This window comes from Streptomyces sp. NPDC001204 (genome assembly GCF_053598035.1).
In genome coordinates this window covers 1-21,399 of the sequence record NZ_JBSFJL010000039.1, presented here as the reverse complement: position 1 = coordinate 21,399, position 21,399 = coordinate 1, and the positions used below count along the sequence as shown (strand labels likewise).

General features: G+C 71.3%; 19 protein-coding genes and 2 pseudogenes. 15 read left to right on the top strand and 6 right to left on the bottom strand.

The genetic code is table 11. The features are described from left to right. Nucleotides 1-53: 53 nt before the first annotated feature. A pseudogene (locus tag ACWC91_RS35745) lies at nucleotides 54-656 on the bottom strand (sensor histidine kinase); the annotation flags it as partial. A gap of 256 nt (nucleotides 657-912) precedes the next feature. Here ACWC91_RS35745 and ACWC91_RS35740 point away from each other — a divergent pair. From ACWC91_RS35740 to ACWC91_RS35725, 4 genes are all read left to right on the top strand, one after another. Continuing rightward, a complete protein-coding gene (locus ACWC91_RS35740; RefSeq protein ID WP_225078373.1) occupies nucleotides 913-1,302 on the top strand; it encodes a nuclear transport factor 2 family protein in 390 nt (129 codons plus the stop codon). Nucleotides 1,303-1,436: 134 nt separating this feature from the next. Continuing rightward, nucleotides 1,437-2,021: a hypothetical protein gene (locus ACWC91_RS35735; protein WP_225078372.1), complete on the top strand. Its 585-nt coding sequence runs from the start codon at nucleotides 1,437-1,439 to the stop codon at nucleotides 2,019-2,021. A gap of 481 nt (nucleotides 2,022-2,502) precedes the next feature. Next, nucleotides 2,503-2,844, top strand: coding sequence for a hypothetical protein (locus ACWC91_RS35730; protein WP_225078371.1), 342 nt, complete (start codon nucleotides 2,503-2,505; stop codon nucleotides 2,842-2,844). Between the two features lie 233 nt (nucleotides 2,845-3,077). After that, nucleotides 3,078-3,494 carry an SsgA family sporulation/cell division regulator gene (locus ACWC91_RS35725; RefSeq protein WP_450640958.1) on the top strand — a complete coding sequence of 139 codons (417 nt, stop codon included), beginning with the start codon at nucleotides 3,078-3,080 and terminating at the stop codon, nucleotides 3,492-3,494. Nucleotides 3,495-3,525: 31 nt separating this feature from the next. Here the strand turns inward: ACWC91_RS35725 and ACWC91_RS35720 are convergent, their stop codons facing one another. The 5 genes from ACWC91_RS35720 to ACWC91_RS35700 all read right to left on the bottom strand — a co-directional run bounded on the left by ACWC91_RS35720 (nucleotide 3,526) and on the right by ACWC91_RS35700 (nucleotide 8,452). Then, complete coding sequence (locus tag ACWC91_RS35720) at nucleotides 3,526-4,056, bottom strand: adenylate kinase (RefSeq protein WP_450640960.1); 531 nt, start codon at nucleotides 4,054-4,056, stop codon at nucleotides 3,526-3,528. 115 nt (nucleotides 4,057-4,171) lie between these two features. Further along, entirely contained in the window at nucleotides 4,172-5,227 is a 1,056-nt protein-coding gene (locus ACWC91_RS35715; RefSeq protein WP_225078368.1) for an ABC transporter substrate-binding protein, read from the bottom strand. Between the two features lie 188 nt (nucleotides 5,228-5,415). Continuing rightward, entirely contained in the window at nucleotides 5,416-6,303 is an 888-nt protein-coding gene (locus ACWC91_RS35710) for an ABC transporter ATP-binding protein (RefSeq protein ID WP_450640962.1), read from the bottom strand. Then, nucleotides 6,300-7,454 carry a FecCD family ABC transporter permease gene (locus ACWC91_RS35705; RefSeq protein WP_225078366.1) on the bottom strand — a complete coding sequence of 385 codons (1,155 nt, stop codon included), beginning with the start codon at nucleotides 7,452-7,454 and terminating at the stop codon, nucleotides 6,300-6,302. The genes ACWC91_RS35710 and ACWC91_RS35705 overlap by 4 nt, the downstream gene beginning before the upstream one ends. Further along, nucleotides 7,451-8,452 (bottom strand): FecCD family ABC transporter permease, encoded by a 1,002-nt coding sequence (locus ACWC91_RS35700; RefSeq protein ID WP_281154958.1) that lies wholly within the window; start codon nucleotides 8,450-8,452, stop codon nucleotides 7,451-7,453. Before ACWC91_RS35700 ends, ACWC91_RS35705 begins: the two co-directional genes overlap by 4 nt. Nucleotides 8,453-8,706: 254 nt before the next feature. On the opposite strand from ACWC91_RS35700, the gene pstC reads away from it, so the two are divergent. The 11 genes and pseudogenes from pstC to ACWC91_RS35645 form a co-directional block, all read left to right on the top strand. Then, the gene (gene pstC, locus ACWC91_RS35695) at nucleotides 8,707-9,906 is read left to right on the top strand and encodes a phosphate ABC transporter permease subunit PstC (protein ID WP_450726204.1); all 1,200 of its coding nucleotides are present in this window, start codon (nucleotides 8,707-8,709) and stop codon (nucleotides 9,904-9,906) included. Nucleotide 9,907: 1 nt separating this feature from the next. Then, nucleotides 9,908-11,227, top strand: a complete 1,320-nt coding sequence (gene pstA, locus ACWC91_RS35690) for a phosphate ABC transporter permease PstA (RefSeq protein WP_281154956.1) — start codon at nucleotides 9,908-9,910, stop codon at nucleotides 11,225-11,227. Then, a complete protein-coding gene (gene pstS / locus ACWC91_RS35685; RefSeq protein ID WP_450640966.1) occupies nucleotides 11,227-13,026 on the top strand; it encodes a phosphate ABC transporter substrate-binding protein PstS in 1,800 nt (599 codons plus the stop codon). Before pstA ends, pstS begins: the two co-directional genes overlap by 1 nt. After that, nucleotides 13,023-15,728: a hypothetical protein gene (locus ACWC91_RS35680; RefSeq protein ID WP_450640967.1), complete on the top strand. Its 2,706-nt coding sequence runs from the start codon at nucleotides 13,023-13,025 to the stop codon at nucleotides 15,726-15,728. Before pstS ends, ACWC91_RS35680 begins: the two co-directional genes overlap by 4 nt. A 197-nt stretch (nucleotides 15,729-15,925) precedes the next feature. Further along, entirely contained in the window at nucleotides 15,926-17,917 is a 1,992-nt protein-coding gene (locus ACWC91_RS35675; protein ID WP_450640969.1) for an Ig-like domain repeat protein, read from the top strand. 83 nt (nucleotides 17,918-18,000) lie between these two features. Beyond that, nucleotides 18,001-18,909, top strand: a complete 909-nt coding sequence (locus ACWC91_RS35670) for a sortase (protein WP_225078361.1) — start codon at nucleotides 18,001-18,003, stop codon at nucleotides 18,907-18,909. A 146-nt stretch (nucleotides 18,910-19,055) separates the two neighbouring features. Further along, the gene (pstB, locus tag ACWC91_RS35665; RefSeq protein WP_225078528.1) at nucleotides 19,056-19,838 is read left to right on the top strand and encodes a phosphate ABC transporter ATP-binding protein PstB; all 783 of its coding nucleotides are present in this window, start codon (nucleotides 19,056-19,058) and stop codon (nucleotides 19,836-19,838) included. Nucleotides 19,839-19,988: 150 nt separating this feature from the next. Then, complete coding sequence (locus ACWC91_RS35660) at nucleotides 19,989-20,333, top strand: DUF3147 family protein (RefSeq protein WP_225078360.1); 345 nt, start codon at nucleotides 19,989-19,991, stop codon at nucleotides 20,331-20,333. Beyond that, nucleotides 20,330-20,797 carry a DUF3147 family protein gene (locus tag ACWC91_RS35655; RefSeq protein ID WP_225078359.1) on the top strand — a complete coding sequence of 156 codons (468 nt, stop codon included), beginning with the start codon at nucleotides 20,330-20,332 and terminating at the stop codon, nucleotides 20,795-20,797. Before ACWC91_RS35660 ends, ACWC91_RS35655 begins: the two co-directional genes overlap by 4 nt. Nucleotides 20,798-20,854: 57 nt before the next feature. Next, nucleotides 20,855-21,181, top strand: a complete 327-nt coding sequence (locus tag ACWC91_RS35650) for a gas vesicle protein GvpO (protein ID WP_225078358.1) — start codon at nucleotides 20,855-20,857, stop codon at nucleotides 21,179-21,181. 148 nt (nucleotides 21,182-21,329) lie between these two features. Further along, nucleotides 21,330-21,399 (top strand): annotated as a pseudogene (locus ACWC91_RS35645) (gas vesicle synthesis-like protein); the annotation flags it as partial.

Genomic DNA, 21,399 nt, shown 5'->3' with positions numbered 1-21,399 from the left:
CACTTCCCCATCGGCATGTGACGTGCCCCTGCCGCAGCGTGATGGCGGCGCCTTCACGCCCGGTGCCGACCCGCTCGCCGCGGCTTCGGCAGGTGCAGCGTGAACACCGTTTCGGCGCCGGGGTCACTCGTGGCCGTGACGGTGCCGCCGTGGGCGGTGACGAGGTGTCGCACGATGGCCAGCCCCAGGCCGCTTCCGCCCGTCCGCCGGCTGCGTGACTTCTCCGCCCGCCAGAACCGGTCGAAGATGTGCGGGAGATCCTCCGGGGCGATGCCGCTTCCGGTGTCGCGCACCGCGAGCAGGACGTGGTCGTCGGTCTGCTCGGCGGTGAGGGTGATCGTGCCGCCTGCGGACGTGTGGCGGAAGGCGTTGGACACCAAGTTGCCCACGATCTGGCGCATCCGGACCGGGTCTGCTTCCAGTTGAACGTCGTCGGGCACCTGCTTGAGCAGGGTGATGCCCGACGCCTCGGCCCGCGCTCCGTGTGCCGCGGCGACGTGGGAGAGGAGTTCGCCGGCCGACAGGAGTTCGCGGTGCAGCCTCAGCGTGCCGGCGTCGGCCGCGGCGAGGTCCTGGAGGTCGTCGACGACGCGTTGCAGCAGGAGGGCTTCCTCGTGGAGGCCGGCGAGGAGTTCGGGGTCGGGCTCGGCGGCCCCGCAGGCGATGGACAGACGTATGCGGAACACGGATGAACGCATGGAGTACTCCGTACGGCGAAGACAGCGGAAGCACGGGCGGCTGATCGGCGTCACCCGCGGGCACGGCCTCACCCTGGAGCACACTTTTAAGGATCCCGTCAGTCCGCGAACGCGTGCTGCTCCTCCCCGACTCGAATTCACGCCGGTCGGCGGACGGTCCCCAAATACCCTCGTGAAGGGTCCCGTTGCGCGAACCAACTGGTATGACTGGTGCATGCACGAAAAGACCGCTGAGTCCGCGATCGATACGTTCATCTCCGCTTTCAACGCCTCGGATGACAGCTATGTGACGGCTCTGCTGTCCCAGTCCCTTACCTCGGATGTGATCTTTTGGGGACCGTTGGGGCGCAGCGAGGGGATCGAGGCCGTCGAGCGCTTTGTGCTGGACATCCGGCGCCACCCGGCGGGAAACGGCACGATGGTCCGCTGTTCGGGGGTGGACATGCCGGATGAGTGGGCCCGGTATCGCTGGGTCTTCACCACACCGGACGGGGGCCCTCGCCTGACGGGGACGGACGTCGTCCACCTGCGGCGGAACCTCATCGATCAGATCGTCGTCTTCGCGGGAGAGATCCAGCCTTCTTCTTCCGCCGGTATGCGCTGAGTGCCGCGTTTTCCCCCGGCTGGGCTCACGGTGTCACGCGTTGAACATGTCCGAAATGACAGCTACGAGGGCTGTTATTACGTTCATCTCAGGTCGGTCACCCGACCGACGTCCGTGAGACAGAGAGAAGTGACATGCCCACGCGCACCTTTGCTGTGGCCGCTGCCGGCGTAGGCGCGGCGGTCCTCGCAGCCACCGGTATCACCTACGCCGCGACCTCCGGATCCTCTCCGGCGTCCCCATCTGTCCACCAGCGGGCCGCACCTGTTGTCCACCGGGCGGCGCAGCCCGACCAACGAGCCGCCCAGCCCGAGCAACGAGCCGCCCCTGCCGCGGCTCCCGAGAGCGGTGGCGGAGAGAGGGGCGGGGACGGAGAGAGGGGCGGGGGCCGCGACCGCGAGGGCGGCGGACGCGACTTCGGCCGCAAGGAAGAGGGAAGGATCTACTTCAACGACCGTGTGTACTCCGCTGCCGCCGAGGGCTGCATCACCACGGCCAGCGGACTCGGCTCCAGCAGCTTCAACGTTTTCAATGACAGCCGGCGGACCATCGAGGTCTTCCGCGGCTTCACCTGCGACAACGGCGCTCCGGTCGCCACCGTGGGTCCCCACGGAGCCACCAATGGCGTGGTGACCCGTACCGTCCAGGGGAGCCTGTTCGGTGACGATGGCGTCGTGGGCAGCTTCCTGGTGCTCGCCGACGACGACGAAGACTGGTGACAACGCCACCCGGAGCACAGGAAGCATCCCGGCCCGCCGTAATCGGGCCGACGCCCCCCGAACCGCTCCGGGTCTGACACAAGGCTCCGAGCCGTTCCGGAGCCCGGCTTCTTCCAAGACACCAGAAAACGGCGCCTGACCTGGTCCTTCGACCGTCAGGCGCCTCTTGTTCGACCACACTCCCGGCAGGGTCCGGTTTTGCCCGGTCTTCCAACGCGGCCGTGAACTCGGCGAATTGCTCGCCATCAGGTGGCACAAGACATCGAAGCGAGCGAGCCCCGGCCGCCTCCCGAGAACCGGCTCGAAACAGCGCGGGCCGTAGGAATATTCCGACGCGGCGACTCCTCGGCGCGTGGTGCACCTCACGCCTGAATTAGTTCATCGTTCAACAAGTCGGGGTTAGGGTCTTCAGTGCCCAGTGAGGCAGATAAGCACTGATTTTCCCGTTCGCATCGTGGAGCGAGGAAAGAGAGGAAACACCATGGCAAGCAGGACTGTTCGTGGGGCTGTCATCGCGATCATCTCGACCGCCGTCGCGGCAGCCGGGCTTCTCGCCACCGGCGGCTCCGCCTCGGCTGCGACGTACCCGAGCAGCAGCCAGTCGGGGGTCGTCTCGGCCGCCCGCGTCTCCGACCACCACAAAGAGGACCGGCACAACCACCACGGCAGCCGCCACTGGACCAGGCACGACAAGCATGACGGCGACCGGGCGCGGACCGGCGAAGGCCGTCGGCAGTGGGTTCTCGACCAGCTCCGCTGGGTCGACGGCCACGGACACACCTCCTGGAACAGCCTGAAGCACCACGACGCCTCACACCGCTGAGGAACCGCGGTCACCAGGACCGCCACCGTTCGGGCTGCCGTACATCAGGGGGCAAGCAACGCGGCCCGAGCCACCCCGGCCCCTTGCGGGCCGGCGTCACAGAACGGCGGGGGCGGTATTCGGGGCCGCTCAAGGGACAGCGGCGGCCATAGGACCGAATGCCTCCCCCGCGCCCCCAGCGAAGGTTCGGCGGCCACCACCGCCCCTTCCGTCGACCAGACGCACACAGAGCCATGATCACTTGCGTAGACCACATGCTCGGCATGGAGCTCGTGTCGCCCCAGGGCACGCGGCTCCCCGTACCGACCCACCTGCTCTACAGGTCGCAGGACCCACTCGTGGTGGAGTTCCTCTTCCAGGGCCTCGCCCTGAGCCCCGTGTCCTGGGTCATCTCACGCGAACTGCTTGCCCGAGGGATGCTGGCGGCCGACGGAGAGGGCGACGTGAGGGTGTGGCCGACCGGAACCGGCCCGGAAGCCCTCCTGCACCTTCTCCTGAAACCACCGGGCGGCTCGGCCCACCTCATCGCTCCGCTGCCGGCCCTCGCGCACTGGCTGTTCCGTACCTACGAGATGGTGCCGGCCACCCAAGAAACCGAGGCACTGGACCTGGAAGGCCGCCTCGACCGGCTTCTGAACGAGTCGCCCTGAAGGTGCCCGCCGCGGGAACTCCCGCGACGCCTCATTTCCTTCGCGGGAGGGACGCCAGCCAGGCCGCCGTGTCGTTGGGGTGCCTGAAGCGGAGGGTGTCGAGAGGAGCGAAGCGGGGATCACGGACACGGCGCTCGATCTCCCGGCGGCGGGGTCCGTGTTGGCACCACGCCCACCGGGCCGGGTGTTCCCGGCTCAGCCAGTCCCTCCAGGTCTCCCTGTTGCCGCCGAACAGCACCTCGCGTGTGACGGTGCGCCGGAGGGACCGGCGCAGGACGCGGGGCATGACAGCACGCTTGGGATAGTCCAGCCATATCACGGTGTCGGCCCGGTCCCACAGCAGGTCACGGACTTCCGGATAGCCGAGAGAGTCGACGATCCAGCAGGGCTCCGCGGTGAGCCGTGAGACGTCCTCGGTCAGCTCGTCGTTGACGGCCCAGTCGGGACCGTTGAAGTACAGCGCGTCCATCTCGTGGTAGGGCAAACTCAGTCGACGGCTCAGGGCACGGGCGAGCGTGGATTTGCCCGCGCCGGTGACACCCACCACCAAGATCCGTTCCACGGGTGCACTGTATCCCTGCACCCGGCGAGGAACGTCCCTCATATCCTGTGGCCGATACGCGCCAAGACGTAAACCCGTGTCAGGGCGCGCATCGCCTGGTGCTCGCGGCCGGGGCCTACCTGGTGAGGTGCGACTCCAGGTCGCCGAGCACTTCCTCGGCTGCCGTCACGCCGAGGCCGAGGTACCAGGTCTCGTCCGGGACGTCGTAGGCGTGCCCCGCCTTGACGGCGCCGAGGTTCTTCCAGAGCGGGTTGCTCTGCGCCTTGGACTTGTCGGTCGCCTTCGCGTCGCCGTAGACGCCGGTGAAGATGTAGTCGGCGTCGGCCTGGTCGATGTTCTCGGCGCTGACTTCGGCGGCGAGGTCGTCGATGTCCTGGTTCTTCGGCCGGGGGATGCCGACGTCCTTGAGGATCGTGCCGATGAACGAGGCGTTGGCGTACAGGCGGATGACGCCGTCGGGCAGGTAACGGACCATCGAGACGGTCGGCTTGTCGGCACCGAGCGTCTCGCCGAGGGCCCCGGCCCGCTTCTCGTAGGCGGCGAGCTTCCGCTTCGCCTGCGCGGTCCTGTCGAGCGCGGCGGCGTTGAGCAGGTAGTTCTCCTTCCAGGTGAAGCCGGGACGGAGGGAGAAGACGGTCGGCGCGATCTGCGACAGCTCGTCGTACTTGTCGGCGGCGCGGAGCTGGCTGCCCAGGATGAGGTCGGGCTTGAGCGCGGCGATCGCCTCCAGGTTGAGGTTGTTGATCGTGCCGACGTTCTTCGGGCTGCCCGCGTCCTTCTTCAGGTACGACGGGAGTTCGGGGGATCCCTCGGTGGGCGCGAGGCCGACCGGCTTGATGCCCAGGGAGACGACATTGTCGAGTTCGCCGACGTCGAGGACCACCACGCGCTTGGGCTGGGCCTTCAACTCGGTCCTGCCCATGGCGTGGGTGACGGTGCGGGGCCACTCGCCGGGTGCCGTGTCGGTGCCCATGGCGGCGGTCTTCTTCGCCGCGTCCTTGAAGTCCTCCCCGCCCTGGGCGACGGACTTCTTGCCGCCCGCACCGGCGTCGGCCGAGGACTTGCCGCCCGCGTCCTCGCCGCCCGCGGAGGATCCACCGCAGGCCGTCAGGGCGAGCGCGGCGGCGAGAGTGAGGGCTGCGGCGGTGGTGCGGCGGCGTCCGGCGGACATGGAAAGGCGCTCCCGTCGTGAGAGGGGTGGGGACACATGGGAAACGCCAGGGTCAAGACCCCGGCGAACCCGCAGAGTTTTAGGTAAGGCTTACCTTATGAGATACCTGTGTGCCTGATGCATCCAGAGCGTGTGCTTCCGATCACATGCCGCCTTGTCGGCTCATTTCCGAAGCGTCTCTTCGCAGGTCACCGGGCGCCGTTCCGCGCCGCCGGCACGGTCGTTCCGCCCTTCGTCTCCTCACCCGCACTCGTGCCGTCCGACGGCCGCGGAGGGCCGGGCACCACCATGGGCCCGCCCGTGACCGGGTCCGGCACGACGACCGACGCGAGCCCGAACACCTCCTGGACCAGCTCGGCGGTGACGATGTCGCCGGGCGGCCCCTGCGCGACGATCCTCCCCGCCCGCATGGCGATCAGATGGTCGGCGTAGCGCGCGGCCTGGTTCAGGTCGTGCAGCACCGCCACCACCGTCCGGCCGCGTTCCCGGTTGAGCCGGCGCACCAGGTCCAGGACCTCCACCTGATGGGCGATGTCCAGGTACGTCGTCGGCTCGTCGAGCAGCAGCAGATCGGTGTCCTGGGCAAGTGCCATGGCGATCCAGACCCGTTGGCGCTGCCCGCCCGACAGTTCGTCGACCGGACGCTCGGCGAGATCCGCGGTCCCGGTGCGTTCCATGGCCTGCGAGACGGACGCCTCGTCCGTCTCGGACCACTGCTGCCACCACTTCTGGTGCGGCTGGCGCCCGCGCGCGATCAGGTCCCCGACCGTGATCCCCTCCGGCGGCACCGGGGTCTGCGGCAGCAGGCCGATCACCTGGGCGATCCGCTTGGTGGGCAGACGGGCCAGTTCGGTGCCGTCCAGCAGGACGGCACCGCGCCGCGGCTTCAGCAGTCGGCCCAGGGCACGCAACAGGGTGGACTTGCCGCAGGCGTTGGGGCCCACGATGACGGTGACCCTGCCGTCCGGGACGTCCAGGTCCAGCTCCTCGACGACCGTACGGTCCTCGTAGGCGAGGGTGAGCCCCCGCGCGGCGAGACGGGAAGTCCCGGGAGCGGTGGGATGGTTGCCGGTCACGCGGTTCCTCCGGAACGGCTGCTACGGGTACGGACGATCAGCCACATCAGATAGGGGGCGCCCACCAGGGCGGTGAACACGCCGACCGGAAGCTCCAGCGGCGAGAAGAGCCTGCGGGCCAGCAGGTCTGCGACGACCACGATCAGCGCGCCCGTCAACGCGGAGCACACCAGCGGAATGTGCGGGGCACGGGTGAGCCGGCGGGCGATCTGCGGAGCGAGCAGGGCCACGAAGTCGACAGGCCCCGCCGCACCGGTCGCGACGGACGCCAGCACGACACCGAGGACGCTGAGCCCCACCCGGACGCGGCCGAGCCGGACACCGAGGGCGACGGCCGTGTCGTCGTCGAAGGCCGAGCCGCGCTGCGCGCGGGCCGCCCACAGCAGGAACGGCACCAGCAGCACCAGGACCGTGGCGAGCGGTGCCGCCTGGTCGTAACCGCGGCCGTTGAGCGATCCGGTGAGCCAGATCCTGGCCTGCTGGGCGACCAGATAGTCGCCCTTGGTCACCCACAGCCTGGTCAGCGAACCGAGCGCCACCGAGATGCCGATGCCGATCAGGACGAAGCGGGAGGCGGCCAGCCCGCCCCGCCAGGCGAACAGGTAGACGAGCAGCGCGGCGAGCAGACCGCCCGCCACGGACACGTACGGCAGAACGCTGTACGAGGTGAGGCCGAACGTCATCGCGGCGACCGTCGCCGCACCCGCGCCGTGCGTCACGCCGATGACGTCCGGGCTGGCGAGCGGATTGCGGGCCATGGTCTGGATCAGCGCGCCGGACAGGCCGAAGGCGATGCCCACCAGCAGCCCGGTCACCAGACGCGGCAACCGCAGTGTGCCGACCACCAGTCGGTCGGGGCTGGGCAGCCCCAGCAGGACGCGGACCACCTCGCTCGGCGCGACGAACGACTCGCCGACGCACAGCGACGTCACCACGGCGCCCGCGAGCAGCACGATGAGGACGGCACCCACCACCAGGGCCCTGCGGTGCACCAGGAAACTGCCCCGCCCGGCCCGCAGCACGGCGTGTCCGGCAGGCCGGCCGGGCGGGCGCCCGCCTCCGGTGTCGCCGGGGGCGTCGTGTCCGCCGTGCCCCGCGTGCTCCGTACGCTCCAGGTGCGCCGCGTGCTCCCCATGGCCCAGCCGCGTCATGCCGCCACCGCCTTCCGCCGGACCAGCACGATCAGGAACGGCACACCGGCCAGCGCGGTCATCACGGCCACGGGCACCTCCGCGGGCCGCACCACGATCCGTCCGAGCACGTCCGCCAGCAGCAGCATCACCGGCCCGAGCAGCGCGGCCACCGGCAGCAGCCGGCGGTGGCCCGGTCCGACGAGGGCACGGGCCATGTGCGGCACGGCGAGACCGATGAAGGCGATGGGTCCGGCCGCCGCGACCGCGGCGCCGGTCAGAACGGTCGCGCCCAGGGCGCCGGTTGCTCGCAGCAGCGCGACGTTGCGGCCAAGACCCCGGGCGATGTCGTCGCCGAGCGCGAGCGCGTCGAGGCCGCGTGCCATGGCCAGCACCAGCAGCAGGCCGACGAGGAGGAACGGCCAGACCTGACCGGCGATCACGGCGTCCCGGCCGCTGATCGAACCGACGTCCCAGAACCGGAACTCGTCCAGGGCGCGTGCGTTGGTGGTGAGGACGGCCGAGATCAGCGAGGCGAGGAAAGCGTTCATCGCGGCGCCCGCCAGCGCCAGCTTGACCGGGGACGCGCCGCCTCGTCCGCTGCTGGCGACGGCGTAGATCAGGACCGCCGCGACTCCCGCGCCCACGAACGCGTACCAGACGTACCCGGTCAGGCTGTGCACTCCGAGGAAGGCGATGGCGCAGACGACGCCCATCGACGCACCCTGGCTGATGCCCAGGATGCCGGGCTCCGCGATGGGGTTCCGGGTGATGCCCTGAAGAACGGTTCCGGCAACGGCGAGCGCGGCCCCGACCATCACCCCGATGACCGTACGCGGCACCCGCAACGACCGTACGACCTGCGCGTCGGCGCTGGTTCCGCCGTGCAGCAGGGCGTCCCAGACCACCGAGGGCGCCACCGGGCGGCTGCCCACCGCGAGACTGAGCAGCACCGCCAGCAACAACAGGAGAAGAGTGGTGACCAGCCACCCGAAGCGGTGTCCTGCGACTCCTGACATGAACCCTTCCCTGTATCGCTTAGCTTAGGCTCGCCTAAGCGTACGGGGTGTCCAAAACCGGCCCTCGCCCACGTCGGGCATGCGGAGGCGGGACAGACGGGACGCCGCCCTCGGCACGCACACAAGAGCGGCACAGAAATGGCATGAACCGTTCATTGGGCGGCCATGCGAGACGCGTTGGGGCGACAGGATCCGGCCATTGACTTTCCTCGCGCGGGCCGACCGGTCATCGCGCGGCGAGATTCGTTTCCACAGTGGGGGGACCACACGTGGTGGCCACGCACCATGGGCTCGGCGGACGCGACGCGGACGGACCAGGCCCGGACACGGCGGCGTCCGAGACATCGGTTTCCGGCAGATCGGAGTCTGACAGACCGGATTCCGGCAGAGGACAGTCCGACAGAGCGGAGTCCGACAGACCCGACTCCGACAGACCCGAGCCCCGCAGAGGGCAGTTCGGCAGCCCGGAGTCGGGTGAACCGGCGCTCCGGCGGCCCCGCGCCGCACGCGGGTTCGGTGACCGGGTCTTCCGCTTCCAGCTGACGGCCACCGGAGTCGTCGTCCTCGCCATCATGGCGGCGGTCGGCCTCTTCCTGCTGCTGAGGGCCGGACAGGCGCTGCGCGTAGCCAAGTTCTCGTTCTTCACCACGGCCGCGTGGCAGCCGGACGCCCACAACTTCGGTATCGCCGCCGTGCTCACCGGAACCCTGCTGATCGCCGCCGTCGCGGTGACCATCTCCGTTCCCCTGGCCATCGCGACGGCCCTGTTCATCTCGGACGTGGCGCCGCGGAAGCTGCGCCGCACCCTGGTCGCCATGGTCGACCTGATGGCCGCCGTGCCGTCGGTGGTGTACGGGCTGTGGGGGCTGTTCCTCCTCCAGCAGAACGTGATCGGGCTGTCCCGCTGGCTGTCCGACTGGTTCGGCTGGATCCCCCTGTTCAGGGTGGACGGCACCCAGCCGGGCGACCCGCTCGCCTCCGCCAGCGTCTACACCGCGTCCACCTTCATCGCCGGCATCGTCGTCGCCCTGATGGTCGCCCCGATCCAGTGCTCGGTGATGCGCGAGGTCTTCGCACAGGCCCCGGCCGGCGAACGCGAGGGCGCCTACGCCCTCGGCGCCACCCGCTGGGGGATGATCCGCTCGGTCGTCCTGCCCTACGGCAAGGGCGGCATCATCGGCGGGACGATGCTCGGCCTGGGCAGGGCGCTCGGCGAGACGATCGCGGTCTACATGATCATCTCCCCGGTCTTCGTCATCCAGCCGCACATCCTGCAGACCGGCTCGAACTCGGTCTCCGCGCTGATCGCGCTGCACTACGGCGACGCCTCCCCCTTCGGTATGTCGGCGCTGATGGCGGCGGGCCTGGCGCTGTTCGTGCTCACCCTGGCGGTCAACTTCACCGCCTCCACCATCGCGGCCCGCTCCCGATCCGGCGCCCAGAGCGAGGCATGAGATGACCGTCGTCCAGGACACCGCCCACGACATCACCGAGGACTCGGCACCCCCCGGCGCTCCCGCGCCCGCCGAACTCCCCGACCAGCCCCGCCGGATCGGCGGCCCGACCCGCTCGGGTGTGCTCGCCCTGTGCGGCGCCGCCCTCTCGGGGCTCTGCACCGCCGTGCTGCTGTTCGGTCAACTCGCTCCGTTCTCCGGCCTGCTGGGGTTCACGGTCACCGCCTACCTCGCCTTCCTCGCCTGCTACGCGGTGCTGACCGGACTGGAGGAGGACGGTCAGGCCGTACGCGACCGGGTGATGACCGTGGTGCTGTGGACAGCGGCCACGCTGCTGTTCTTCGCGCTCGCCCTCGTCGTCGGCTTCACCGCCTGGCGCGGGCACGAGGCGCTGGGGCACCTCAACTTCCTCACCGAGGACATGCAGTCCACGGGCCCGCTCGACCCGCTCACCCACGGCGGTATCGCCCACGCGATGCTCGGCACCCTCATCATGATCACCATCGCCCTGGCGATCACCGTGCCGCTGGGTCTGACCTGCGCGGTCTACCTCAACCAGGTCCCTGGCCGCTTCTCCCGGTTCGTCCGGACCATCGTGGAGGCCATGACGGCGCTGCCGTCGATCGTGGCCGGACTGATGGTGTACGCCGTCTGGATCCTCGGGCTCGGCATGCAGAAGTCGGGCCTCGCGGCGGGCTTCGCGATCAGCGTGATGATGCTGCCGATCGTGATCCGCGCGGCGGACGTCGTGCTCCGGCTGGTGCCGGGCACGCTGACCGAGGCGGCCGAGGCGCTGGGCGCTCCGCGCTGGCGCACCGTGTGGCACGTGGTCCTGCCGACCTCGCGCTCCGGGCTCGCCACCGCGGTGATCCTCGGCACCGCCCGCGGCATCGGCGAGACCTCGCCCGTACTGCTCACCGCCGGCTACATCGCGGCGGTCAACGCCAACCCGACGAACGGCCCGATGGTCTCGCTGCCGCTGGCCGTCTTCACCTTCGTCAAGTCGCCCGAGCCCGCGCAGATCGCCCGCGGTTTCGGCGCGGCGGCGGTCCTGATGGCCCTGGTCCTCGTGCTCTTCGCCGTCGCCCGGGTGATCGGCGGGCGCGGCCCCGGCCATCTCAGCCGCCGGCAGGCCCGGCGCGCCGCCCGCGCCTCGCGCCGTGACGTGGACCGCTTCGCCGAACTGCACGCCCCCGCACTCTCGTTGTTCGACGGCGTCCCGCAGAGCTTCGACAGCGTCCCGCAGACCACCGACCCGTACGCCACACCTTCCAGGCCCACCACCGAGGGCCTGGGACACAAGCCCGGAGAAACCGACTGATGCGCAGTCACCTGCCCCTTCGTCCGCGCCGCCTGCGCGCGCCGGCGATCCTAGGCGCGCTGCTCGCCATGATCGCCGGGCTGCTCGCCGGCCCGCTCGCGGCGACCGCCGCCGCCGAGAGCTACACCCCGATCGCCGGAGCCGGCTCCACCTGGGCCGAGAACGCCGTCGACGAGTGGCGCCGCGCCGTCAACCAGTACGGCATGCGGATCAGCTACGCCGGCACCGGATCCTCCGACGGCCGCCGCCAGTTCCTCAGCGGCACGGTGGACTTCGCGGTCTCGGACATCCCGTTCCAGACCAATCCGACCGACGGCTCCGCCGCCGAACGGCCGGCCGCCGGATCGTACGCCTACATGCCGATCGTGGCCGGTGGCACCGTCTTCATGTACCACCTGACGGTCAACGGCCAGCGGGTCACCAATCTCCGGCTCTCCGGCGACGTGGTCACCAAGATCTTCACCGGTGCCATCAAGTCGTGGGACGACCCGGCGATCAAGGCCGACAACCCCGGTCTTCAGCTGCCGCACCGCCCCGTCGTCCCGGTGGTCCGCTCGGACGGTTCCGGCTCGACGGCCCAGTTCACGCTGTGGATGGCCAACCAGCACAAGGCCCAGTGGCAGGACTACTGCCGCAAGGTCGGACGCTCCGGCGCCTGCGGGCAGACCTCGTACTACCCGACCGTCCCCGGCATGATCGCCCAGTCCGGTGACCTCGGTGTCGCCGCGTACGTGGCCCAGAGCTACGGCGAAGGCGCGATCGGCTACGTCAACTACTCGTACGCGCTCAACGCGCACTACCCGGTCGCCAAGGTGCTCAACCACGCCGGCTACTACACCGAGCCGACCCCGCAGAACGTCGCGGTCTCGCTGCTCCAGGCGAGGATCAACACGAACAAGAGCTCGCCGGACTACCTCACCCAGCAGCTCGACGGCGTCTACAACGACAGGGACAAGCGCAACTACCCGCTCTCCAGCTACTCGTACATGATCCTGCCGCTGAAGGTGCAGGGCACGTTCACCAAGGAGAAGGGCAAGACGCTCGGCGCGTTCTCCTACTACTTCATGTGCCAGGGCCAGCAGCAGGCACCCCAACTGGGCTACTCGCCACTGCCGATCAACCTCGTCGAGGCGGGCTTCGACCAGATCCGCCGGATCCCCGGGGTGAAGGCCCAGAACATCAACATCAAGGGCTGCAACAACCCGACCTTCACCGCCGACGGGCACAACAAGCTCGCCGAGACCGCGCCCTACCCGGCGGAGTGCGACAAGAAGGGCGCCGCGCCCTGCACCACGGGCAGCGGCGGCGCCAAGTCCGGTGGCGGCGCCGGAACTTCCGGTGGTGCCTCGGGTGGATCCACCGGTGGCGGCACGAACGGCGGCTCCACCGGCGGAGGTTCCACCGGCGGCGGTGCGACCGGCGGTTCCAGCGGGGGCGGTTCGGCGACCGGCGGAACCTCCAGCGGCGGCTCGGGAGACACGGGCGGCGCCGGCGGCACGGGCGGCACCGGACCGGACGGCACCGGACAGCCGTCCGTCGACCCCGACACCGGGCAGACCCTCGCGCCGGGCGGCGCGGCGGGCGGCGGCGCCGCGGTCGCCGACGGCACCATCGCCCTGGCCCAGCCGGTCACGGTCGCCGGGCGTCACGGCTGGACCGGTACCCAGACGCTGATGCTGATCACCGCCCTGCTGCTGCTCGGGCTCGTCCTGCTGCCTTCCGTCGTCTCCCGGGCGATCGCCGCCCGCAACGGCGGCCGCGGCGGCCACGACCGGTTCACGGACGGGGGTTCGCGATGAGCCGGAACACACGAGGCAGGACCGCGCGCCTGCGCGGGCTGCTCCTGCGGCTGGTGGCCGGGGCCGCCGCCGGCGCCCTCGCGGGCCTCGGCGTGGCCCAGGCCGCCCAGCCCGCGACCGCCGCGAACGGTACGGCCGGCACCGGCTCCGCCGTCACGGTCTCCGGGCGCGGCGAGTTCAAGGACATGAAGTTCACGGTCGACCAGACCACCCACCTGACCAGCCAGGCGATCACCGTCTCCTGGACCGGCGGCACCCCGACCACGTTCGCGGGCACCCTGTTCAACACCGACTTCGTGCAGATCATGCAGTGCTGGGGCGAGGACGACGGCACGGTCCCGGGCAACCCCGGCCCGCCGCGCACCCAGTGCCAGTACGGCGCCTCTCCGACCACCGGCCGGGGCAGCTGGCCGGGCAACGAACGCGACGACACACGCAACGTCACCTACAGCGCCACCCCCACCAGCTACGGCGAGGACGACCGGTACGGCGCGGGCGGCGCCTTCGGCCAGGGCGAGGTGCCCTTCAAGTCGGTCGACGGCACGATGGTCACCGCCAACACCCAGAACAACCCGTTCTACAACCGCAACACCACCAACGAGGTCGACTTCGCCCGCACCGGCGCCGACGGCACCGGCCGCGAGTACTTCGAGGTGCAGACCGCCAACGAGGCCCCGCACCTGGGCTGCGGCGCCCAGGCCGGAAAAAAGGGTGCCGCCCAGCCGCGCTCCTGCTGGCTGGTGATCGTCCCGCAGGGCCACCTCGACCTCGACGGCGAGCCGTACGCCGACAAGAGCATCGTCAACGCGGGCTCGCCGGTCTCCTCCACCAACTGGAAGAACCGCGTCGCCGTCCCGCTCCGCTTCAACCCGGTCGGCAGCGGCTGCGACCTCGGCTCCGACGAACGGCCCACCATGGGCAGCGAACTCGTCGCCGACGCCATGACCAGCTGGCAGACGGCCCTGTGCCCGACCGGCACCGTCTACGGCTACACCAAACTCGGTGAGCCCGACGCCCGCACCCGGCTCGCCAACACCGGCTCCTCCGGACTCGCCTTCACCACCCGGGCCCTGGGCGCCGACGAGGGCACCACAGCACCGTCCGGCACCACGGCCTACGCCCCCGTCGCGCTCTCCGGAGCCGTGATCGGCTTCACCATCGAACGCAGGCCCAAGGCAGGGGCCCCGGACGACATCCGGAGGCTCGCCGGGACGAAGGTCGAATCCATCGACCTCACCCCCCGCCTGGTCGCCAAGCTGCTGACCGAGTCGTACCGCAACTCCCCCTGGGGAGCGGTGCTCGGCGACCAGGTCGCCAAGGGCTACGACTGGGCGAGGAACAACCCGGCGGGCCTCGCGAGCGACCCCGAGTTCATCGCCCTCAACCCGGAGTTCGAACACCTGTCGGTCTCCGAGACCCCGGCCACCGACACCGACCTGATCACCTCGCTCGGCCACTCGGACACGGCCCGCGCGCTGTGGCAGTGGATCCTGTCCGACAAGGACGCCCGCGGCTTCCTCGCGGGGACGGCCGACGACTGGGGCATGCGCGTCAACCCGTACTACAGCACCGACGCGCACCTGAACCCGACGGGCGTGGCCTACGAACCGGCCCGCGCCGACGACTACCCCAAGAGCGACCCCTGGTGCACGATCCCGCCGGGCACCGACGCCACCGACAAGCAGTGCATGACCGACTTCCACCCCTACGTGTCCGACATGCACTCCGGAGCCCTGCACACCCGGCGCGCCGACACGCTGTGGAAGGCGACCTGGGACGCGCTGGCCAACCCTCCCGCGTACAAGAGCACCGGCCCGCAGACCGTCGGATCGCGGTTCGTGATCGCGGTCACCGACGCGGCCTCCGCCGAGCGCTACGGACTGCAGACCGCCCGGCTGCGCAACGCCGCCGGCCGCTTCACCGCGCCCACCACGGCATCCCTGACCGCGGCCGCCACGAGCGCCGCCGGCAAGGGTGCGCCGGAGATCAGCCCGGCCCGGGCGACCGCCGAGGGCGCCTACCCGCTCGCCCAGCTGATCTACGGTGCCGCGCGGCCGGGCGAGCTGGACGCCGCCGCCCGCAAGGACTACGCGGCCCTGCTGCGGTACGCGGTGGGCGACGGACAGATCAGCGGCGCCGACCCGGGCCGGCTCCCGGCCGGTTACGCCCCGCTGTCCAAGGACCTGCGCGCCCGCGCACTGCAAGCCGCCGACACGCTCGAGCACTACACCGGGCCCTCGTCCCACGAAGGCGGCTCGGGAAGCGGCTCGACCGGAGGCGGCGGGGGCCCCGGCTCCCGGGGCTCCGGCGCGGGTGACTCCGGCGCGGGTGGTTCCTCGGGCGCCGGGGGCGCGTCGGGCGGCGACACGGCCGGGGGCGGCGCGGGCTCCGGCGGGGCCGGCCCGGACGGCGGGGACGCGAGCCCCACGCCCAGCGGCGCACCCTCCTACGACGGCGGCAAGGCCGTCCTGACCACGGCCTTCGGCACCACGCCGGCCGATCCCGCGAACGCGCTGCGCTACGCCGTCCCGGTCGGTGCCGGGCTCGGCGCCGCCGCAGCGGTGGGCGCGCCCTTCGCGGGCGGCAGCAGGCTGCGCCTCCCGCTGCGGGTACCGCTCCCCGGCGGCCGCACGGTGACGGTCGTACCGGCGTTCACCCTGCCCGAACGGCTGCGGAGGCTGCTGCCGCCGGGCCGGGGCTGACCCTCCGACCGGAGCCGGGGCCCTGCCCGGCTCCCCACAGACGGCCGCCCGCCCCGAAAGGCAGTCGGGGCGGACGGCCGGTACCACCCTGCCAGATCCTCGGCGTGCTCTCGGCCGGCTCGACGCAGGGGACCCCCACGGCACCTCCCCCACACCCACCGCACAGCACATCCACGCACACCGTCAGGAGACTCTCGATGCGCAGAATGCGCTCTACGGCCGCGCTCGTCGCCGCCGCCGTGGTGGCCGGTGGCCTCGCTCTGGCGAGCCCGGCGTCCGCCGACCCCGCACCCGCCGGGACGTTCCGCCAGCTCGTCGGCGTGGGCTCCGACACCACGCAGGACGTGCTCAACGCCCTCGCCGGTGACGCCCCCGGTTACGCCGGCTACGCCATCAAGTCGGCGGGCGGCGCGGGCATCGCCTCGTACGACGCGGTCGAGCCCGGCACCGGCTCCACCACCTCCAAGATCCAGACCCGCACGGGCGGGCCTTCCTTCCTGCGCCCCAACGGCTCCGGCAAGGGCCGTCTCGCGCTGACCATGTCGCTGACCGGCGACAAGTTCCCCGACAGCAGCGGTGCCGCCGTCAAGGGCCAGGTCGACTTCGCCCGTTCCTCCGGCGGCCCGAGCACCTCCGGCAGCGCGCTCACCTACATCCCCTTCGCCCGGGACGCCGTCGGCGTCGCGGTGCGCGGCTCGGCCCTGGACACCCTGACGGTCGACCAGCTGCACGACATCTACGCGGGCGACCTCAAGCAGGTGAACGGCCAGACCGTTCACCCGTACATCCCGCAGAACGGCTCCGGCACCCGCGCCTTCTTCCTCGGCACGATCGGGCTCAACGACTCGACGATCGACCCCAAGATCCCGACCGTCCAGGAGAACCAGGCCAACGACGCCCTCAGCGCCGACGGCGCCCTCGTCCCGTTCTCAGTGGGCAGCTGGATCGCCCAGATCAACGGGGTCGCCCCGGACCACAGCAAGACCGCTGCCGCCGCCGGCGCCCACCTCGCCTCGGTGCGGCTGCCCGGCGACACGGGCGTCACCAACCCGGTGACGACCGTCAACGGCCGGCTCGAGCCGGTCCGCGGCTACTACGAGAACGCCACCTTCGGCCGCGACGTCTACAACGTCGTGCCCAGCCGGGCGATCGACCCCACCAGCATCTTCTTCGACAAGGACCTCTACGACGTCTTTGTCACCGACAGCGGCCACACCGCCCAGATGGCCACCGACAACTCCCAGAAGGTCATCGCCGACTTCGGCTTCATGAACGAGCCGTACAACGGCTCGATCAACCCGGCCAAGCACGCCAAGTTCGGCGGTCTGGAGCAGTCGGGCATCGACCTCACGGCGCCCGCCGCGCCGGCCCTCAAGGCCACCGCCGACACCGGGAAGCTCGCGCTGACGTGGACCGCCCCGGCCGCCCCCGGCCTGCCGGTCACCGACTACCGCGTCACGCTGACCCGTGCGGACGGCACCGTCGCGGCGGCCAAGGACGTCCCGGCCACGACCACGTCGTACTCGTTCAGCGGTCTGGCCAGCGGCAAGTACACCGCCACGGTCGCCGCCGCCAACCTCAACGGCACCGGCGCCCCCGCCTCCTGGACCGGTGACGTCAGCCTCAAGTCCGCGAGCACCACGAAGGCGACCGCCGCCACGACCGCGTACGGCAAGGCGCCGAAGGTCGCCGTCACCGTCACCGGCTCGAACGGGGCCGTCCCCAGCGGCAAGGTGACGGTGAAGGAGGGCTCCACCACCCTCGGTACGGGCACCCTCAACTCCTCCGGCAAGGTCACCGTCGGCCTGTCCAACCACCTCAAGGTCGCGACCCACAAGCTGACCGTCTCCTACGGCGGCGACAGCAAGTCCAACGCGTCCTCGACGACGGTCTCGCTGAAGATCACCAAGGCGGCGCCGTCGGTCGCCGTCACCCGGCCCTCCTCGGTCAGCCACAACGCCCGCGCCAAGGTCACCGTGAAGGTCACCGCGACCGGCACCACGCCGACCGGCACCGTGCGCGTCCACGAGGGCTCCAAGGTGATCGCCACCGGCACGCTGAAGGCCGGCAAGGTGACCATCACCCTGCCGAAGCTGAGCCGCGGCAAGCACACCCTGCGCGCGTACTACGCGGGCTCCTCGACGGTGAACGCGAAGAACAGCGCGAACTTCACCATCAAGTCCACCTGACCCCGCTGCCGGGGAGGCCGCCGCGACGGCGGTCTCCCCGGCGGTACGTGAAACCCCACGACCCATGAAGGAGGCGGGCCGCCGTGACGGTCGCCGTACAGACCACGCCCGCACCGGCCCTGTTCCGGACCCGCGTCCGGAGCGTCCCGGCCGTCCGCCACATCGCCCGGGGCGCCCTGCTCAGCCTCGCCGCCCTGCTGCTCGGCATCACCGTCCAGCTGCTGTTCCTCAGCGGCGTACAGGAACGGGCCGCCCAGCACACGGCGTACGACGAACTGCGCAACGCGCTCGCCCTGGGCACCGCCCCGGTCTCGCAGACCGACCAGCAGGGCAGGCTGCTGGCGCCCGGTACGCCGGTCGCCCTGATCGACATCCCCTCCCTGCGCGTGCGTCAGGTGGTCCTCGAAGGAACCGACTCCGCCGTCATGGCCGACGGGCCCGGCCACCGCCGCGACACCCCGATGCCCGGGCAGGCCGGCACCAGCGTGCTGATGGGTCGGGCCGCCGCCTACGGCGGCCCGTTCGAACGGCTGGCCGACCTCGCCGAGGGCGACCGGTTCACGGTGACGACCGGCCAGGGCGCGGCGAAGTACCAGGTCGTCGGCGTACGGCGGGCCGGAGACCCGGCGCCCGCCCCGTTGGCCTCCGGCCAGGGCCGCCTGGTGCTGGCCACGGCCACCGGCCCGAGCTACATGCCGGGCGGCATCCTGCGCGTCGACGCGGACCTGGTGTCCGCGCCCTTCGAGACCCCGGCGGCCGTGATCAGGTCCGGCACGCTGCCGGAGTCCGAGCAGCCGCTGGCCCGCCCCGCCGGGGTGCCGTGGCCGCTGGTGATGTGGCTCCAGGCCCTGCTGGTCGCGGCCGTCGCCGCGGTGTGGACCTGGCACCGCTGGGGCCGCCACCAGACGTGGATCGTCTTCGCCCCGGTGGTCGCCGTGCTGGGCCTCCAGGTCGCCACCCGGACCACCGAACTGCTGCCCAACCTGATGTGACCGCTTCCCGAGCCCAGCCGCGAACCGAGGTACCCGCCGTGACCGATGCCACCGACTCCCTGACCGACACGGTCGTCCTGCCCCCCGTCACCACCGTCACCCCCGTCCCCGCCGCCCCCGCCGCCCCCGCCGCCCCGGGCGGGCCGATGACCGCTCCCGCGACGCTCGAAGCCCGCGCGGTGTCGGCCTGGTTCGGCAGCCACCAGGTGCTGAGCCGGGTGTCGCTGACGATGCCCGCCGGCCAGGTCACCGCCCTGATCGGCCCCTCCGGCTGCGGCAAGTCCACGTTCCTGCGCACCCTCAACCGCATGCACGAACTGATCCCGGCAGCGGCCTTCGCGGGCGAGGTGCTCTTCGAGGGCGAGGACATCTACGCCCCCGAGCGGCGCCTGACCGACGCCCGGCGCCGCATCGGCATGGTCTTCCAGAAGCCCAACCCCTTCCCCGCCATGTCCATCTACGACAACGTGGTGGCGGGTCTGCGCCTGACGGGCACGCGCGCGAGCCGTCGGACGAAGGACGAACTGGTCGAGGAGTCCCTCACCCGCGCCGGCCTCTGGAAAGAGGTCAAGGACCGCCTCCGCCAGCCCGGCGGGGCGCTGTCCGGCGGTCAGCAGCAGCGCCTGTGCATCGCCCGCGCGCTGGCGGTACGCCCCCGGGTGCTGCTCATGGACGAACCGTGCTCGGCGCTCGACCCCACCTCCACCCGCCGGGTCGAGGAGACGATCCAGGAACTCGCCGGCCAGGTGACGGTCGTGATCGTCACCCACAACATGCAGCAGGCGGCCCGAGTCTCCCACCAGTGCGCCTTCTTCCTCGCCGAGCAGGGCACCCCCGGCGGCATCGTCGAGCACGGCCCGACCGACGACGTATTCGGCACGCCGAAGGACCGGAGGACGGCGGACTACGTGGCGGGCCGGTTCGGGTGAGGGGTCGCCCCCGGGAGGCAGGGCGGCCGTCCCGGAGGGCTGACGATGGCCCGCGTGCCGGTACGACGTATGCATCCGGGCAGCGGGCGTTCGACGGGCTGCCAGCGTGGGTCGTTGCGCGAGTGGCGCCTCGGCGCTGAGGTTGTGCGGATGAAGACCCTGCTCGAGATCGTCCTGAAACCCTTCATCGGTGGTCTGCTCGTGGTGGGTTTCGCCCTGGTGGCGGAAGCCGTCCAGCCCAAGCGGCTGGCCGGGATCTTCGCCGCCGCCCCCTCGGTGGCGCTGGGAGGGCTGATCTTGACGGTGGTGTTCAAGGGCGACCTCGACGCGGCGACGGCGGCGCGGGGCATGGTGGCCGGAGCGCTGGCGTTCACCGCCTACTGTCTCGTCGATGTTCCGGCGCTCGCCCGGTTCGGAGCCATGCGCGGGTCCGCGGCGGCCCTGGTCGTGTGGTTCGCGACAGCGGCCGCCATCGCCTTCGCGGTGGCACCGTGAGGCGATCGGCGAGGCCCGCGGACGGAAGCGGAGAAGGCGCCGAGGACACCGACCGGATGCGGGTGGACCTGCGGGCGGCCGCACGCACGCCGCGCAAGGATCTGCTCCTCCGGTTCGGCTTCGGCGCGGGCGTGTCACTCCTGGCGGCCGTCGTGTCACGGCTCTTCGGGTCGTTCGTGGGCGGCGTCTTCCTCGCCTTTCCCGCGATCCTGCTGGCCAGCCTGACCCTGGTGGCCGAGGAGGAAGGGCTCATGAGCGCCCGCGACGACGCGCGTGGCGCCGCCCTGGGCACCCTGGGGCTCGTGGCGTTCGCCGTCGTCGCCGCGGTTCTCCTCCGTCACCACTCGGCGTGGCTCGCGCTCGGGGCCGCTACGGCGGCATGGCTCGTGGTCTCACTCAGCGCCTACGGGGTCGCGCGGGCGACAGGGGTCGGCGGCGACGAACGTTCCCCTGCGGACGGGTGAGGCCCCGCGCAGGTTTGGTCATGGAGCCCGCGGCCACCCGGAGGAGAAGAGGTGGCCATGGTGAAGAGAGAAAACACCGCGGAATCGCAGGCTTCAGGAGAGTCGGCGTCCCGGCCGAGGCCGGTGGAGGTGCTGCGTGAGGCGCGTGCCCAGTTCGCCGAGCTGACGGGTCTGGCCGCGGAGTCCGTGACGACCTTCGAGCAGTCGGAGGACGGCTGGTCGCTGGAGGTCGAGGTCCTGGAACTGGCCCGGGTGCCCGACACCATGAGCCTGATGGCGAGCTATCAGGTGGAACTCGATCCGCGGGGGCAGCTGACCGGCTACCGGCGGCTGCGCCGCTACGAACGCGGGCGCGCCGACGCCCGCCGCTCCGGCGGCGGCTAGGCCCGGCCCCGGGCGGCTCACGTCCGAGGACCGCGTACGCGCGCGGCAGACCCCGCAGCGGTCACGGACAAGCACGCAGCAGACACGGACAAGCACGCAGCAGACACGGACAAGGCAGCAGACACGGAGAGAAGGAGGCGCGGTTGGCATGACCGTTGTCCCGGCACAGACGTCCGGTGGCGGAGGCGGCAGCAGCGGCCTGTACGACGTACTGGAAC

Excerpts from the sequence above, each read along its gene's own strand:
- ACWC91_RS35740 (WP_225078373.1), top strand. The coding sequence starts at position 913 with ATGCACGAAAAGACCGCTGAGTCCGCGATCGATACGTTCATCTCCGCT.
- ACWC91_RS35735 (WP_225078372.1), top strand. The coding sequence starts at position 1,437 with ATGCCCACGCGCACCTTTGCTGTGGCCGCTGCCGGCGTAGGCGCGGCG.
- ACWC91_RS35730 (WP_225078371.1), top strand. The coding sequence starts at position 2,503 with ATGGCAAGCAGGACTGTTCGTGGGGCTGTCATCGCGATCATCTCGACC.
- ACWC91_RS35725 (WP_450640958.1), top strand. The coding sequence starts at position 3,078 with ATGATCACTTGCGTAGACCACATGCTCGGCATGGAGCTCGTGTCGCCC.
- ACWC91_RS35715 (WP_225078368.1), bottom strand. The coding sequence starts at position 5,227 with ATGTCCGCCGGACGCCGCCGCACCACCGCCGCAGCCCTCACTCTCGCC.
- ACWC91_RS35705 (WP_225078366.1), bottom strand. The coding sequence starts at position 7,454 with ATGACGCGGCTGGGCCATGGGGAGCACGCGGCGCACCTGGAGCGTACG.
- ACWC91_RS35700 (WP_281154958.1), bottom strand. The coding sequence starts at position 8,452 with ATGTCAGGAGTCGCAGGACACCGCTTCGGGTGGCTGGTCACCACTCTT.
- pstA (WP_281154956.1), top strand. The coding sequence starts at position 9,908 with ATGACCGTCGTCCAGGACACCGCCCACGACATCACCGAGGACTCGGCA.
- pstS (WP_450640966.1), top strand. The coding sequence starts at position 11,227 with ATGCGCAGTCACCTGCCCCTTCGTCCGCGCCGCCTGCGCGCGCCGGCG.
- ACWC91_RS35680 (WP_450640967.1), top strand. The coding sequence starts at position 13,023 with ATGAGCCGGAACACACGAGGCAGGACCGCGCGCCTGCGCGGGCTGCTC.
- ACWC91_RS35675 (WP_450640969.1), top strand. The coding sequence starts at position 15,926 with ATGCGCAGAATGCGCTCTACGGCCGCGCTCGTCGCCGCCGCCGTGGTG.
- pstB (WP_225078528.1), top strand. The coding sequence starts at position 19,056 with ATGACCGCTCCCGCGACGCTCGAAGCCCGCGCGGTGTCGGCCTGGTTC.
- ACWC91_RS35660 (WP_225078360.1), top strand. The coding sequence starts at position 19,989 with ATGAAGACCCTGCTCGAGATCGTCCTGAAACCCTTCATCGGTGGTCTG.
- ACWC91_RS35650 (WP_225078358.1), top strand. The coding sequence starts at position 20,855 with ATGGTGAAGAGAGAAAACACCGCGGAATCGCAGGCTTCAGGAGAGTCG.